Origin of the sequence: Micrococcus sp. R8502A1, assembly GCF_006704135.1 — a bacterium.
GTDB classification, from domain to species: Bacteria; Actinomycetota; Actinomycetes; order Actinomycetales; family Micrococcaceae; genus Micrococcus; species Micrococcus luteus.
Genome location: NZ_VIGS01000001.1, coordinates 1 through 14,044, shown reverse-complemented (window position 1 = coordinate 14,044; position 14,044 = coordinate 1). Strand labels below are relative to the sequence as shown.

The 14,044-nt window shown below is 73.8% G+C and carries 14 protein-coding genes; 4 read left to right on the top strand and 10 right to left on the bottom strand.

The annotated features are described in order from the left end of the window. Window positions 1-137: 137 nt before the first annotated feature. The 3 genes from FLM69_RS00065 to FLM69_RS00055 are packed head-to-tail and all read left to right on the top strand — an operon-like array spanning window position 138 to window position 2,531. Complete coding sequence (locus tag FLM69_RS00065) at window positions 138-1,328, top strand: LLM class flavin-dependent oxidoreductase (protein WP_036313995.1); 1,191 nt, start codon at window positions 138-140, stop codon at window positions 1,326-1,328. Further along, window positions 1,325-2,014, top strand: coding sequence for an FMN reductase (locus tag FLM69_RS00060; protein WP_061867916.1), 690 nt, complete (start codon window positions 1,325-1,327; stop codon window positions 2,012-2,014). The genes FLM69_RS00065 and FLM69_RS00060 overlap by 4 nt, the downstream gene beginning before the upstream one ends. After that, window positions 1,986-2,531: a MarR family winged helix-turn-helix transcriptional regulator gene (locus FLM69_RS00055; protein WP_227717910.1), complete on the top strand. Its 546-nt coding sequence runs from the start codon at window positions 1,986-1,988 to the stop codon at window positions 2,529-2,531. Before FLM69_RS00060 ends, FLM69_RS00055 begins: the two co-directional genes overlap by 29 nt. A 99-nt stretch (window positions 2,532-2,630) precedes the next feature. On the opposite strand, the gene FLM69_RS00050 is transcribed toward FLM69_RS00055, so the two are convergent. The 8 genes from FLM69_RS00050 to FLM69_RS00020 all read right to left on the bottom strand — a co-directional run bounded on the left by FLM69_RS00050 (window position 2,631) and on the right by FLM69_RS00020 (window position 8,933). Beyond that, the gene (locus FLM69_RS00050; protein ID WP_255502611.1) at window positions 2,631-3,875 is read right to left on the bottom strand and encodes a trypsin-like serine protease; all 1,245 of its coding nucleotides are present in this window, start codon (window positions 3,873-3,875) and stop codon (window positions 2,631-2,633) included. Window positions 3,876-3,997: 122 nt separating this feature from the next. Then, on the bottom strand, window positions 3,998-4,999 hold the full coding sequence (locus FLM69_RS00045) for an SseB family protein (RefSeq protein ID WP_036383338.1): 1,002 nt from the start codon (window positions 4,997-4,999) through the stop codon (window positions 3,998-4,000). Beyond that, window positions 4,996-5,781 (bottom strand): bifunctional 1-(5-phosphoribosyl)-5-((5-phosphoribosylamino)methylideneamino)imidazole-4-carboxamide isomerase/phosphoribosylanthranilate isomerase PriA, encoded by a 786-nt coding sequence (gene priA, locus FLM69_RS00040; RefSeq protein ID WP_020628149.1) that lies wholly within the window; start codon window positions 5,779-5,781, stop codon window positions 4,996-4,998. Before priA ends, FLM69_RS00045 begins: the two co-directional genes overlap by 4 nt. A 32-nt stretch (window positions 5,782-5,813) precedes the next feature. Continuing rightward, window positions 5,814-5,972, bottom strand: a complete 159-nt coding sequence (locus FLM69_RS11340) for a hypothetical protein (protein ID WP_004167696.1) — start codon at window positions 5,970-5,972, stop codon at window positions 5,814-5,816. Beyond that, window positions 5,972-6,631 carry an imidazole glycerol phosphate synthase subunit HisH gene (gene hisH / locus FLM69_RS00035; protein ID WP_036383340.1) on the bottom strand — a complete coding sequence of 220 codons (660 nt, stop codon included), beginning with the start codon at window positions 6,629-6,631 and terminating at the stop codon, window positions 5,972-5,974. The genes FLM69_RS11340 and hisH overlap by 1 nt, the downstream gene beginning before the upstream one ends. Continuing rightward, on the bottom strand, window positions 6,631-7,212 hold the full coding sequence (gene hisB / locus FLM69_RS00030) for an imidazoleglycerol-phosphate dehydratase HisB (RefSeq protein ID WP_152743305.1): 582 nt from the start codon (window positions 7,210-7,212) through the stop codon (window positions 6,631-6,633). Before hisB ends, hisH begins: the two co-directional genes overlap by 1 nt. A 181-nt stretch (window positions 7,213-7,393) precedes the next feature. After that, window positions 7,394-8,515 carry a histidinol-phosphate transaminase gene (locus FLM69_RS00025; protein WP_141842599.1) on the bottom strand — a complete coding sequence of 374 codons (1,122 nt, stop codon included), beginning with the start codon at window positions 8,513-8,515 and terminating at the stop codon, window positions 7,394-7,396. A 43-nt stretch (window positions 8,516-8,558) separates the two neighbouring features. Then, window positions 8,559-8,933, bottom strand: a complete 375-nt coding sequence (locus FLM69_RS00020) for a LysM peptidoglycan-binding domain-containing protein (RefSeq protein WP_004167706.1) — start codon at window positions 8,931-8,933, stop codon at window positions 8,559-8,561. A 291-nt stretch (window positions 8,934-9,224) separates the two neighbouring features. Here FLM69_RS00020 and lexA point away from each other — a divergent pair, with 291 nt between their 5' ends. Then, window positions 9,225-9,941, top strand: a complete 717-nt coding sequence (lexA, locus tag FLM69_RS00015) for a transcriptional repressor LexA (protein ID WP_020628152.1) — start codon at window positions 9,225-9,227, stop codon at window positions 9,939-9,941. Window positions 9,942-9,984: 43 nt separating this feature from the next. On the opposite strand, the gene FLM69_RS00010 is transcribed toward lexA, so the two are convergent. Further along, the gene (locus tag FLM69_RS00010) at window positions 9,985-12,084 is read right to left on the bottom strand and encodes an ATP-dependent DNA helicase (protein ID WP_036383346.1); all 2,100 of its coding nucleotides are present in this window, start codon (window positions 12,082-12,084) and stop codon (window positions 9,985-9,987) included. Further along, window positions 12,081-13,718, bottom strand: coding sequence for a GTPase HflX (gene hflX / locus FLM69_RS00005; protein WP_135039694.1), 1,638 nt, complete (start codon window positions 13,716-13,718; stop codon window positions 12,081-12,083). Before hflX ends, FLM69_RS00010 begins: the two co-directional genes overlap by 4 nt. Between the last annotated feature and the right edge of the window lie 326 nt (window positions 13,719-14,044).

Sequence of the window (14,044 nt, the reverse complement as noted above, 5' to 3'; positions counted from 1 at the left end):
CCAGTCTGCCGTGTCGGGCCCTGCGGAATATTCAGGACGGGGCGGCTCGTTGTGCGGTATAGTTCATTTTTGAAGAACACGGCGACGGCGCGGCCGGCACCGTGAGACCCGCCCCCGGGCACACTGAGGAGCACACCATGCAGTTCGGCGTCTTCACGATCGGCGACATCACCGCCGATCCGACGAACGGGACCGCCCCCACCGAGCATCAGCGGATCAAGGACACCGTCAAGATCGCCCGCCACGCCGAGCAGGCGGGCTTCGAGGTGTTCGCGACCGGCCAGCACCACAACCCGCCCTTCGTGGCCCCGGGCAACCCGCCCACGCTGCTGGCCTACCTGGCCGCGCAGACCGAGACCCTCCAGCTCTCCACGGCGACGACCCTGATCACCACCATGGACCCGGTGCGTCTGGCCGAGGACTACGCGTACCTGCAGCACCTCGCCGACGGTCGCGTGGACCTGACGATGGGCCGCGGCAACACCGGCCCCGTGTACCCGTGGTTCGGCAAGGACATCCGCCAGGGCATCCAACTCGCCGTGGAGAACTACAACCTCCTCTACCGCCTGTGGCATGAGGAGACCGTGGACTGGAGCGGCAACCACCGCACCCCGCTGCAGGACTTCACCCTCACCCCGCAGCCCCTGGACGGCGTCGCCCCCTTCGTGTGGCACGGCTCCATCCGCTCCCCCGAGATCGCCGAGCAGGCCGCCTACTACGGCGACGGCTACTTCCACAACAACATCTTCTGGAACAAGGAGCACGTCATCCAGATGGTGCGCCTGTACCGCCAGCGCTACGAGTACTACGGCCACGGCAAGGCCCATCAGGCGTACGTGGCCCTGGGCGGCCAGGCCTACATGGCGAAGAACTCGCAGGACGCCGTGGCGGAGTTCCGCCCCTACTTCGACAACGCGCCGGTCTACGGCCACGGCCCGTCCCTCGAGGACTTCTCGAGGATGACGCCCCTGACGGTCGGCTCGCCGCAGCAGGTCATCGAGCGCACGCTCACGTTCCGCGACTGGGTGGGCGACTACCAGCGTCAGATGTTCCTCATCGACCACGCCGGCCTGCCCACGGACACCGTCCTGCGGCAGATCGACCTCTTCGGCGAGGAGGTCCTGCCCGTGCTGCGCAAGGAGTTCGACGCTCTGAAGCCGGACGACGTCCCGGCGGCCCCGACCCACGAGTTCCTCGTGGCACGCGCCCGCCGCGGCGAGGCTCCCGTGCCCGGCGGCAAGGAGGGATCGCAGGCCCAGCTCGACCGCGCGGCGGCCGCCGAGCAGCGCGCCACCGCCGATGCCGCGAAGGGCGGTGCCGCGCAGTGACCACCCCCGGCGCCCCCGATGCCTCCGCCCCGTTCACGCCGCAGGCCCGGCACCTCGCCGTGGTCTCCGGCGGATCCGGGGACCCGTCCCAGACCCGCATGCTCGCCGAACGCATGGCCGAGTCCGCCTCGGCCGCGCTCTCCGAGCACGGCGTGGTCCCGCAGATCCACCTGATCACGCTGCGGGAGCTCGCCACGGACATCGCGCAGGCCCTGGTGACCTTCGCGATCTCCCCGGCCCTGCGCGCCGCCCTGGACGAGGTCGCCCAGGCCGACGCCGTCATCGCGGTCTCGCCCACGTACAAGGCCTCCTACTCGGGCCTGTTCAAGTCCTTCTGGGACCTCGCGGAGCCCACGTCCGTCGTCGGGGTGCCCGTGCTCCTCGGCGCCACCGGCGGCACCGCCCGCCACTCGCTCATGATCGACACCGCCATGCGGCCGCTGTTCGCCTACCTCAAGGCCCGCATCGTGCCGACCGCGGTCTTCGCGGCCTCGGACGACTGGGGCGAGGCGGCCGGCGTGCAGGCCTCGATGCGGACCGACCCGCTGCAGTCCCGCATCCGGGCCGCCGGACGCGACCTGGCCGAGATCACCCTGAACCGCCCCCCGCGGGCACGCGCCGCCGCGCCCGCGGACCTCGACCTGGAGGTGACCCCCTTTGAGCAGCTCCTCAACCCCGGCCCCTGAGCCCGCCACGCAGGACGCGGCGCCGGCGGAGCCCGACGGCGGCTGGTTCGGCTCCGCCTCGGAGGCGCACCGCCCGGTGGACCCGCCCAAGCGCGCCTGGCGCGCGTACTTCGAGGCCACCCAGATGCTCACGGAGGTCCTGGAGCGCCGCCTGAAACAGGACTGCGGCATGTCGCTGGCCGACTACAACCTGCTGCTGCTCCTCTACGAGTCCCCCGAGGGCCGGCTCCGGCTGGGAGAGCTGGCGTCCCGGATGGTCTTCTCGCCGTCCCGCATCACCTACCAGGTGAAGACGCTCGTGGCCCGCGGCCTGATCGACCGCCGCCCGGTGGCCTGTGACCGGCGGGGCTTCGAGGCCGTCCTCACCGACGAGGGCCGGTCCGCCTTCCGACGCGCTGCGATCGAGCACGCCCGGCAGGTGGACGAGCTCTTCCTCGGCGACCTGGCGCCGGGCGAGGCGGAGTCCCTCACCCGGATCTTCTCCCGCCTGGGGCGGCGACTCGAGGGGCTGTGCTGACCGCGTCCCCACCTGGCCGGGGCCGCCCCGGGACGTCACGAGGCCCGGTGATCCGTGCGGGATCACCGGGCCTCGTCGTGCCGTTGGGGGCGGAATCGATCAGCCGACCAGCTGACCGCCCAGGGTCACGGTGGCGTCCGTGGCGGCGCCGGCCGCGTCGACCACGGTCACCACCACGGAGCCGCCCGCGGGCACCTCGGCCGGCACGGGCAGCCAGGCGCGGTACTCGCCGGTGAGGTCCAGGCCGTCCTGGCCCAGGACGGTGCCGTCCGCGTCATAGGCCGTGACGGTGACGGAGGCGAAGCCGCCCTGTTCGGTCTGCGCGACCACCTGGGTGCCGTAGGCGACACCCTCGGCGGGCGCGGCCACGACGTCGGTCACGCCCGGCGCGGCGGCCTCGGCGGCCGGGGTCTCAGCAGCGGGGGCCGCCTCGGCGGCCTCCTCCTCCGCGGCGGCCTCGGCGCGGGCCTTGAGCTCGGCCGCGATGGCCTCCTCCTCGGCCGGCGTGAACTCCGTCAGCTCGGACTCGTCCACGGCGGGCTCGCCGCCGGTGGGCAGGTCCTCGTCGGCCACGGGGCCCGCGACGTCGGCGATCGCCGGGGCGGTCTCGGCGGCCGGAGCGGTCTCCGCGGCCGCGGCGGTCTCCGCGGCCGCGGCGGTCTCGGCGGCGGGCGCCGCGGAGGCGTCCAGCGCGTCGAGGGACTCGACCGGGACCATGATCGAGGACATCGCCTGGGCGTCGCAGCCCACCACGTTGCCCTCGGCGTCGAAGGTCACCGGGGCGATGCCCGAGATGACCCCGACCACCCGCTGCTGGGCGTCATAGACGGCCCCGCCCGAGTCGCCGGCGTAGGTCGAGGCGGTGTCGAGGGCAACCTGATCCGCGTACGCGTCGTCGCAGACCGTGGCGGCCTCGAAGGTCTGCGTGTGGGACACGGTGTTCGGCGCGCCCAGCGGCACGGACGAGCCGTGGGTGTAGACGGTCTCGCCCACACCGATGGACGAGGCCGGCCGCGTGGACCAGTCGCCCACGACGTCGACGTCGTCGGCCAGGGCCACGCGGACCGCGTCCACGCCCGAATCGCCGGGCAGTGCCGAGACGGTGCCGATCGCGGTGCCGTCGACGTCGCGGACGGTCGAGCCGATCTGCCATTGGCCCGCACCACAGTGGGCAGCGGTGTAGGCGGTGGCCTCGTCGACGATGGTCAGGCTGCACGCCCCGGCCGGCGCGCTGATCGCCGAGCCCTGGGTGAGCGTGGTCTGCGCGAGGGCGGGGCCGGCGCCGGCCACCACCACCGCGCCCAGCGCCGCGGTGGCGACGCCGGTCAAGGTTCTGGTTCTCATGGGTACTCCTCGGAGGATGGGAGGCATGGGGCCGGCGCGCGGCGCACGGCCTCCAGGACGGGGTGGGGCCACCACGGGCCCTCCCCTCCCCCTTAACGGTACCGGACAGGCCGGGCGACCGATCAGGGTCGGCGGACCGTGATCTCCACGGAGTCGGCCCGCTCGGCCAGCAGCGGCAGGTCTGCCAGGAGGGTCTTGAGCGTGGCCGTCATCAGGCGCACCCCGGCCGCGTCGGCGTCCCGGGTGGGCATCGCGACGATCTGCAGCTCGGGCCCGGCCCCGCCTCCGTTCATCACCGCGCCGGAACCCGTGTGTGTGGCCACCCCCGACCCGGGTGCGAGGCCCAGGTTGAGCAGGTTCGGGACCAGGTCGGCGACCTCGGCGATCTCGTCCGCGATCTCCTGGTCCCGATAGGCGGGGGTCCACTCCCTCTGCTGGGCGAGCGACCACACGGCCGGGCGTCGCACCACGTACGTGTGCTCGGCGCCGGCGTCGATGACGACGAGCTCACAGCCCTCGTCCACGGCGGACAGGCAGGCACGCGGCAGCCACACGGCCACGGGTCGGGCGACCGGGTTCCACGCCGTCAGCGCGGGCACGTTCGTGAACACCGGCAGCGCCTGCCGGCCGTCCGGCGCGCGCATGGTCACGAGGGCCACGTCCGCGGCCTTGTCCCCGTGCGCCGCGACGTCGTGCTCGTGACCGGTGTGGTCGGCGTGGTCGTGGACGTCGTCCTCGTCCACGGCAAGGGTGGGCACGACGGCGGCGAACACGCGGATGCGCGCGAGCACCTCCGTCACCTCCCGCTCACCGGCGGAGCCGTCCGTCAGGGCCGCCATGACGGCGGTCCACTCGGCCGGGCTGGTGCCGTCGTCCTCGTCGAACACGTGCAACGGGTTCGCGGAGCCGTCCACGCCGGGGCCGGAGAGGTCACGGCCCTGCCACGGGACGCCCGCGGTGTCCGCGGTGTTCTCGCCCGCGGTCTTCTCCCGCATGCGGTCGAGTGCGGCCCGGATGTGCCCCGGCAGCTCCCGGGCCGCCGGATGCGGCACCGCGACCGTCTCGTCGATCGGACCGAGCCCGTCGTCGCGGCCCAGGCCGCCGTCGTCGTGCGAGCCCGTCACGGGGCGACCGGGCCGGGCTGCTCGGAGCGCGCCTGCTCCACCGTGGCGCCGCCGGCGACGGCCAGCGCCTGCTCCAGGCTGAAGCGGCCGGCGTACAGCGCCTTGCCCATGATCGCGCCCTCGACGCCCTGGCCGGTCATGGCCGCGAGCGCGGCAACGTCCTCGAGGGAGGAGATGCCGCCCGAGGCGACGACCGGCTTCGCGGTCTTCGCGCAGACCTGGGCGAGCAGCTCCGTGTTCGGCCCCTTGAGCGTGCCGTCCTTCGTGACGTCGGTGACCACGTAGCGGGCGCAGCCGGCATCCTCGAGGCGGGCGAGCACCTCCCAGAGGTCGCCGCCCTCCTTGGTCCAGCCGCGGGCGGCGAGCGTGGTGCCGCGCACGTCGAGGCCCACGGCCACCCGGTCGCCGAAGCGCTCGATGACGCGCGCGGTCCAGTCCGGGTCCTCGAGGGCGGCGGTGCCCAGGTTCACGCGCGCCGCACCCATCTCGAGGGCGTTCTCGAGCGAGGCGTCGTCGCGGATGCCGCCGGACAGCTCGATCTTCACGCCGATCTCCTCCACCACACGGCGCATGACCTCGCGGTTGTCACCGCGACCGAAGGCCGCGTCCAGGTCCACGAGGTGGATCCACTCCGCGCCGGCGCGCTGCCAGTCCAGGGCGGCGGTGACCGGGTCGCCGTACGAGGTGGCGCTGCCGGCCTCGCCCTGGACGAGGCGGACGGCCTGGCCGTCCTGGACGTCGACGGCGGGCAGCAGCTCGAGGGCGGGGGCGTTCGGGGTCATGGGGTTCCTCTCGGGTGGGGCGGCCGGCGCGGTCAGGCGCCGACGGTCAGGAAGGAGGCGGCGATGGCCATGCCGGCCAGCACGAGGACGATCACGATGGCCCACAGCGGCGCCTTCTGCGTGCGCATGGACCAGGCGGCGCCGAGCAGCAGCCCGCCGAGGGCGAGGTAGAGGACGGACCAGTAGGGCATCAGAGGGTCTCCAGCCAGTTGCGCAGCAGCTGCAGCCCGGCGTCCCCGGACTTCTCGGGGTGGAACTGCGTGGCCGACAGGGGGCCGTTCTCCACGGCGGCGATGAAGTCCGCGCCGTGGTGCGCCCAGGAGACCTGGGGCGGACGCATGGCGGAGATCGTCTGGTCGAACTCCCATTCGAGCACGCCGTAGGAGTGGACGAAGTAGAACCGCTCGTCCTCGATGCCCGCGAAGAGGGCGCTGCCCTCGGGCGGCCGGACGGTGTTCCAGCCCATGTGGGGCAGGACCTCGGCGGGCAGCTCGGCGACGACACCCGGCCACTCCCCCATGCCTGCGGTGCGCTCGCCGTGCTCGACGCCGGCGTCGAAGAGGATCTGGTGGCCCACGCAGATGCCGAGGACGGGTCGGCCCCCGGCCACGCGGCGGCCGATCCAGCGGGTGCCGCCGACCTCGGTCAGTGCCCGCATCACGGACGCGTACGCCCCGACGCCGGGCACGAGCAGCCCGTCGGCCTCCTGCACGGCCTGCGGATCGCGCGTGAGCTCGACCTCCGCGCCGGCCCGCTCCACGGCACGCAGCGCCGAGTGCACGTTGCCCGAGCCGTAGTCCAGGACGGCGACGCGCGGCCGCACGCCGGGGACGGTGGTGGGGCGGGCCATCAGAGGGCGCCCTTGGTGGAGGGCACGCCGGTCATGCGGGGGTCGTCCTCGACGGCGGCGCGCAGGGCGCGGGCGAAGGCCTTGAACTGCGCCTCGACGATGTGGTGCGGATCCCGGCCTCGCACGACGTCCATGTGGAGGCAGATCGCCGCGTGGTACGTGATCGACTCGAACACATGGCGGGTCATGGAACCGGTGAAGTGCCCGCCGATGAGGTGGTACTGCTGGCCCTCGGGCTCGCCCTCGTGCACGAGGTACGGCCGGCCGGAGACGTCGACGACGGCGCGCGCCAGCGCCTCGTCCAGCGGCACGGACGCCTCGCCGAAGCGGCGGATGCCGGACTTGTCCCCGAGCGCGGTCTTGAGCACCTCGCCCAGGGTGATGGCGACGTCCTCGACCGTGTGGTGCACGTCGATGTGCGTGTCCCCGGTGGCACGGACCGTCAGGTCGATCTGGGAGTGCCGGGACAGCGCGGTGAGCATGTGGTCGTAGAACGGCACGGTGGTGGAGATTTCAGCGCGGCCGGTGCCGTCCAGATCCATCTCGACGTACACGTCCGACTCGCTCGTGGTGCGCGTCATGCGCGCACGGCGTCCGGAGATCAACTCGGCTGCCACGGGTCCTCCTCGGGCTGGGTCCGCACCGGTCCGGGACGGGTGCGGGGGGATGCGGGTGCGCGCGGCCGGTGCCGGCGGGCCGGGGCGCCGCGCGCGCTGTCCCTATCCTAGGGAGCCGGGCGGACGCCGAGACTCCGGTGACGCCTCAGGACCGGTGCCCGGTCTCGCCGAGGACCTCCGCGAGAGCGGTGAGGAACGCCGTCGTCTCCGCCTCGGTGCCGGCGGTGACGCGCAGGTGGTGCGGGATGCCGACGTCCCGCACGAGGACGCCGCGGTCGAGCAGGCGGCGCCACACGTCGGACGCGTCCTCGAGGTGACCGAAGAAGACGAAGTTCGAGTCGGACACCGAGGGCCTCAGTCCCAGGCCGCGCAGGGTGGAGACGATGCGGTCGCGCTGGGCCTTGATGTCCTCCACGGTGCGCAGCAGCGCGTCCACGTGATCGAGGGCGGCCTCCGCCGTGGCCTGCGTGACCGCGGAGAGGTGGTACGGCAGGCGCACCAGGCGCAGGGCGTCGGCGACGGCGGGGTCCGCGGCCAGGTAGCCCAGGCGCGCGCCGGCCAGGGCGAACGCCTTGGACATGGTGCGCGTGACGATCAGCCGCTCACGGCCGGGCAGGAGCGTGAGGGCGGAGCGGGTGCCGGCGAGGGCGAACTCCGCGTAGGCCTCGTCCACGACGACCATCGCGCCGGGCCCGCCGGCAGCCTCGTTCTCCGCCTGCGCGGCGTACACGGCCTCGATGGTCGCCAGGTCCAGGGCGGTGCCCGTCGGGTTGTTGGGGGAGGCCAGGAAGACGACGTGCGGACGGTGCTCCCGCACCATGGCCGCCGCGTGCTCGGCGCTGAGGCTGTGGTCTTCGGCGCGGCCGCCGTCCACGAACACGGTGTCCGTGCCGCCGGCCAGCAGCGGGTACATCGAGTACGAGGGCAGGAAGCTCAGCAGTGTCCGCCCGGGGCCGCCGAAGGCCTGGAGGATCTGCTGCAGGATCTCGTTGGAGCCGTTGCCGGCCCACACGTGATCCGCCGTGAGGCCGTGGCCGAGGTAGCCGGCGAGCGCGCGGCGCAACCCCGTGAACTCGCGGTCCGGGTAGCGGTTCAGCCCCCCGGCGACGGCCGCGACCCGCTCGGCGATGGCGGCGGCGACCTCCTCCGGCACCGGGTGCGTGTTCTCGTTGGTGTTGAGCATGTACGGCACGTCCAGCTGGGGGGCGCCGTAGGGGCTCAGGCCGCGGAGGTTCTCGCGCAGGGGCAGAGTGCTGAGGTCGGTCATGGCCGCCAGTCTAGGAACCGTGCAGGGCGAGGCCCGCCGTGCGTCACCGCATGGCCGGGACGAACAGCTCCTCACCCGGGGCGGGTGCCCGGCCCTCGAGCCCGTTGAGCTCGTCGATCGTGGCGATCACCTCGTAGACGTCCGCCTCCGGCGCCACCGTGGTGGCGATGGTCCACAGGCTGTCCCCGGGCATGACCGTGACGGACTGGGTGGCCGGTCCCGCGGTGTCCGCGGACACCGCGGCGGGCGACAGCAGCACACCCAGGAAGAAGGCGGCCGCCAGCGTGGCGGCCACGGCCGCGGCGATCACGGGGATCCCCCGCAGCACGAGGCGGCCGCGGCGGGTCAGACGGATGGTGGCCGGACGCGGCCGCGCCGTCGCGGGCGAGCCGGCGAACTGGGCGGTGGTGAGCGTCATGGTGTCCTCCTCCGGGGCGGATGCCCTCCAGGTGATCGAACATGTGTTCGAATCCGTTCGAATGCCTTTCTAGCACAGGTGTTCGAGACATGCCACGACGAGATCGAACATATCTTTGAAGGAGAGGCGGCTCTCCTCTAGGCTCGAGGCCATGCACGGACGCCCCGGAACGCCCCGGGACCGCCAAGACACAGGCAACCAGCGGGGGCGGACACGGTAAGCGTCCGGACGGCAGCCGGACGCCGGAACACGAGTCCGGCCACCATCACCCCGGGAGAACGGACGGCAGCCATGAGCACCACCGACGATCAGCCGGCGGCGCGCGCGCCGCTCACCGACCGCCAGCGGCGGATCGTGCAGACCATCCGGGACGCGATCGCCGACCACGGCTACCCGCCCTCCATGCGCGAGATCGGCGACGCCGCGGGCCTGGCCTCGCTCTCCTCCGTCACGCACCAGCTGGGCCGTCTCGAGCGGCACGGCTACATCCGGCGCGACCCCGGACGCCCGCGTGCCCTCGAGGTGCTGCTCGACGTGGACGGCACCCCGCTGGGCGAGGCCGCCTCCCCCACCGCTGCGCCGTCGTCGCGGGTCTCCGCGATCCCCGCGTGGCACACCGGCGCAGACGAGGCGGACAGCGTGCCGGTCCCCTGGGTCGGCCGCATCGCGGCGGGCGGCCCCGTCCTGGCCGAGCAGCAGGTCGAGGACGTCATGGCGATCCCGCGACGCCTCACGGGCGAGGGCGAGCTGTTCATGCTGCGCGTCACGGGCGACTCGATGGTGGACGCCGCGATCTGCGACGGCGACTGGGTGGTGGTGCGCCGGCAGGACACGGCGGAGAATGGCGACATCGTCGCGGCCCTCCTCGACGACGAGGCCACCGTGAAGACCTTCCGCCGCCGCGACGGGCACACCTGGCTCCTCCCCCAGAACACGGCCTACGAGCCCATCCTCGGCGATCACGCCACCGTGATGGGGCGGGTCGTCACGGTCCTGCGTTCGCTCTGACCCGCTCCCTCCGGCCGGGCCGACGGCCCGAGGCCGAGCGAGGTCAATCGCCCGAGGCGAGCCGTGCCAGCACCCCGCGGACGACGTCGCGGTCCGTGGTGCGCCAGAAGTCCGGCAGGGCGCTCGTGATGTAGCCGCCGTACCGCTCGGTGGCCAGGCGGGGGTCCAGCACGGCCACCACGCCGCGGTCCGTCACGGAGCGCACGAGGCGCCCGGCGCCCTGGGCCATGCGCACGGCCGCATGCGTGGCGGAGATCCGCATGAACCCGTTGCCGCCGTGCCGGGCGACGTCCCGGGTGCGGGCCTGGGAGAGCGGGTCGTCCGGCCGCGGGAACGGGATGCGGTCGATCACCACGAGCCGCAGCGAGTTCCCCGGCACGTCCACGCCCTGCCACAGGCTCATGGTCCCGAACAGGGACGTGTCCGGCTCCTCGGAGAACTGGCGCACGAGGGCGGAGAGGGTCGCGTCCCCCTGGCACAGGATCGTGGTCTTCGGCCCGAGCCGACGGCGCATCTCGGCGGCGGCGTCCTCGGCCGCCCGGCGCGAGGAGAACAGGCCGAGGGCCCCGCCCCGCGACGCCCTCAGGAGCGCCTCGAGCTCATCCAGGGACTCGGGCGAGGCCGTCCGGCCGGGCCGGGGCAGGTGCCGGGCCACGTAGAGCACCCCCTGACGCGGGTAGTCGAAGGGGCTGCCGACGTCGAGGGCCTCGAACTTCGGGGCGTCCGGGCCGGCCAGGCCCACGTCGCCGGCCACCGAGTCGAACCGGCGCTCCCCCGAGCCCACGGTGAGCGTGGCGGAGGTGAGCACCGTCGTCGCCTTGCCGAACAGGCCCTCCCGCAGCTTGCCGGCCACCGAGAGCGGGGCCACGTAGAGCTGGGGCGGGTCGGTCTCGTCCCCCGGCTGCCAGCCCACGCCGGGCTCGAAGTGGCCGGGGCGGGTGGCCCACAGCACCTCGGGGAAGTCGGCCTCGGGCCGGGCCGCGAGCATGCGCTCCACCACCTCGAGGACCTCGAGGATCCGCGAGCGCGCCATCTGCCGTCCGCCGTCGGCGTCGGCCTCCTTGTCCTTGTCCTGGCCGAGGTCGGACAGGCACTGGCGCGCGGCCGTGAGGACGCCGGTGAGGGCCTGCTCCTGGACCTCGTCCGGGCCCGCGGCGATCAGACCGGACGGAGTGTCCGTGAACGCGCGGTCCAGGGCCGCCCCGGCCTCGATCAGGTCCTCCACGGCCACGGTGGTGTGGCGGCGCAGCGAGGTGGCCGCGCCGTGCACGATCGACCCGGACAGCTGCCCGGTGACCGCACCGGTCACCCGGTCCTGCAGCTCGTGGGCCTCGTCCACGACGACGGCCGAGTACGCCGGCAGCACCGCGAGGCCCTCGAAGGCGCTGATGGCGAGCATCGCGTGGTTGGTGACCACGACGTCCGCGTCCGCCGCGTCCGCGCGGGCACGCTCGGAGAAGCACTCCTCGGCCTGGGGGCAGCGGGACGCGCCGAGGCAGTCGACCGCGGTGACGGAGACCTGCCGCCACGCGCGGTCGGTGACGGGGACCTCGAGGTCGTCGCGGTCCCCGGTCTCGGTCTGGTCCGCCCACGCCCGCAGGTACATGACCTCCTTGCCCAACAGGGAGGAGGGCCCGGCGGCGCCGTCCGTGGCGGAGCCGATCACCCCGCCGTCGTCGGCGACCGTGAAGAGGGCCTCCTCGCCCTCATCCCCGGGGTAGCCGCCGTCCACCTTGTGGCGACAGAGGTAGTTGGAGCGGCCCTTGACCAGGGCGACGACGGGCTCGCGAGGCAGCTCGTCCTTGAGCGCCTCGACCAGCCGGGGGGCGTCCCGCTTCATGATCTGGGCCTGCAGGGCGAGCGTGGCCGTGGCGACGACGACGGGGTCCTCCTGCGTCATCGCGTGCTGGATCGCGGGGATCAGGTAGGCCAGGGACTTGCCGGTGCCGGTGCCGGCCTGCACGAGCAGGTGGCGGCGCGACTCGAGGGCGCGCGCCACCTGCAGCACCATCTCCCGCTGGCCCGCGCGGTGCTGGCCGCCGGTGGCCTGCACCGCGGCGTCCAGCAGGCGCAGTGCCTCGCGCTCGTGCTCCGTGCGGGGCTGCGCGCCGCCCGCCCCGACTTCCTCCGCCCCGCCGCTCACAACGCGTCCGCCTCCACGACGAACTCGGCGAAGTCCGGCGCGATGTCCTCACGGACCAGCACGGACAGGCGGGTGCCGCCCTCCTCGTAGCCCTCGGCCAGGATCTCCGCGTCCGCCGAGTGGAGGCGGGAGACCAGCTCACCCCGGGTGAACGGGATCAGCAGTTCGAGCCGCACGTCCGGCCGCGGGATGGTGGCCGCGATGGCGCGCTCGAGCTCGTCGATGCCCTCGCCGGTGCGCGCGGAGACCACCACGGCGTGGGGCTCCTTGGACCGGATCCGGGCGACGACGGCCGGGTCCGCCGCGTCCGCCTTGTTCAGCACGATGATCTCGGGGATCCGGTGCGCGTCCACCTCCGCGAACACGGAGCGCACCGCGGCGATCTGGCCCTCCGGGTCCGGGTGTGAGCCGTCCACGACGTGCAGGATGACGTCCGCGTCCGCGACCTCCTCGAGGGTGGAGCGGAACGCCTCGACCAGCTGCGTGGGCAGGTTCCGCACGAAGCCGACCGTGTCCGAGAGGGTGTAGCCGATGCCGTCCGGCGTCATGGCCCTGCGCACGGTGGGGTCCAGCGTGGCGAACAGGGCGTTCTCCACGAGCACCCCGGCGTGGGTGAGGCGGTTGAGCAGGGACGACTTGCCGGCGTTGGTGTATCCGGCGATCGCCACGGACGGCACCCGGTTGCGACGACGGTTGGCGCGCTTGGCCTCGCGTGCCGGCTTCATCCCGGCGATGTCCCGGCGCAGCTTCGCCATGCGGGTGCGGATGCGGCGGCGGTCCAGCTCGATCTTGGTCTCGCCGGGGCCGCGGGAGCCGATGCCCTCGCCGGCGGCGGCACGGCCGCCGGCCTGCCGGGACATGGACTCGCCCCAGCCGCGCAGGCGCGGCAGCAGGTACTCGAGCTGCGCGAGCTCGACCTGGGCGCGGCCCTCACGCGAGCTCGCGTGCTGGGCGAAGATGTCCAGGATCAGCGCGGTCCGGTCGATCACCTTCACCCGCACCACGTCCTCCAGCGCGCGACGCTGAGACGGGGCGAGCTCGGAGTCCACCACCACGGTGTCCGCACCGGAGAGCGCCACGATCTCGGCGAGCTCCTGCGCCTTGCCCTTGCCGAGGAACGTGGCCGGGTCCGGGGTGGCGCGGCGCTGGATGACGCCGTCGAGCACCTCCGAGCCCGCGGTCTCGGCGAGCGCGGCGAGCTCCCGCAGGGAGTTCTCCGCATCCTCCGCGGAGCCCTCGGTCCAGACGCCCGCCAGCACCACGCGCTCCAGGCGCAGCTGGCGGTACTCGACCTCGGTCATGTCCTCGAGCTCGGTGGACAAACCCTGCACGCGCTTGAGGGAGTGGCGCGCGGCGAGCTCGTCCTGGTCGCCGTCGGCGTCCGTGTGCCCGTCCTCGCCCTCGTCCAGGGCGAGTGCGCGGCCCGCGAGCGCGCCGGAGCGGTCCGGGGCGCCGGCGTCGGGGGCGTCCCGGTGCTCGGCGGCGCCGTCCGCGGAGCCGTGCCCGGTCGCCTCGCGCTCGGAGGCGCGGCGAGCGTCATCGGCGGCCAGGATGCGGTCGATCACGGCCTGGATCTCGTCCTCGGAGCCGTGGGCGCCCTGGGGGCCGGGGGTGTGCTGGTTCTTCTCAGTCATGGTCTCCTCTGGGCCGCCGCGGTCGGGTGGCCCGATGCTCTCAGGGTAGAGGGGTGCGCGGACGCGTTAGGCAGCTGTCCGCAGGGGGCGGACGTGGCGGGTGACGCGCACGGCCGTGTGGGCAGGGGGCGGCGCCGCGCTGCGACGATCTCGCGGCGGCTCCGTTCGCGGGAGGGAGGGGAGCACGCGGCACCGCAGCCACGAGGTCTCGTCGGCGGGCGTGCAGGGGCGGACCACATCGTCCATGGTGGGATCTCCATCAGGTGCCGGGGCGCGCTCGACGGCCTCATCCGAGGCGGGGGCGGGGGGGGGGGGGGGGGGGCTTT

Excerpts from the sequence above, each read along its gene's own strand:
- FLM69_RS00020 (WP_004167706.1), bottom strand. The coding sequence starts at position 8,933 with ATGACGCTCACCACCGCCCAGTTCGCCGGCTCGCCCGCGACGGCGCGG.
- FLM69_RS00065 (WP_036313995.1), top strand. The coding sequence starts at position 138 with ATGCAGTTCGGCGTCTTCACGATCGGCGACATCACCGCCGATCCGACG.
- FLM69_RS11340 (WP_004167696.1), bottom strand. The coding sequence starts at position 5,972 with ATGCCCTACTGGTCCGTCCTCTACCTCGCCCTCGGCGGGCTGCTGCTC.
- hflX (WP_135039694.1), bottom strand. The coding sequence starts at position 13,718 with ATGACTGAGAAGAACCAGCACACCCCCGGCCCCCAGGGCGCCCACGGC.
- FLM69_RS00050 (WP_255502611.1), bottom strand. The coding sequence starts at position 3,875 with ATGAGAACCAGAACCTTGACCGGCGTCGCCACCGCGGCGCTGGGCGCG.
- FLM69_RS00025 (WP_141842599.1), bottom strand. The coding sequence starts at position 8,515 with ATGACCGACCTCAGCACTCTGCCCCTGCGCGAGAACCTCCGCGGCCTG.
- lexA (WP_020628152.1), top strand. The coding sequence starts at position 9,225 with ATGAGCACCACCGACGATCAGCCGGCGGCGCGCGCGCCGCTCACCGAC.
- priA (WP_020628149.1), bottom strand. The coding sequence starts at position 5,781 with ATGACCCCGAACGCCCCCGCCCTCGAGCTGCTGCCCGCCGTCGACGTC.
- hisH (WP_036383340.1), bottom strand. The coding sequence starts at position 6,631 with ATGGCCCGCCCCACCACCGTCCCCGGCGTGCGGCCGCGCGTCGCCGTC.
- hisB (WP_152743305.1), bottom strand. The coding sequence starts at position 7,212 with ATGACGCGCACCACGAGCGAGTCGGACGTGTACGTCGAGATGGATCTG.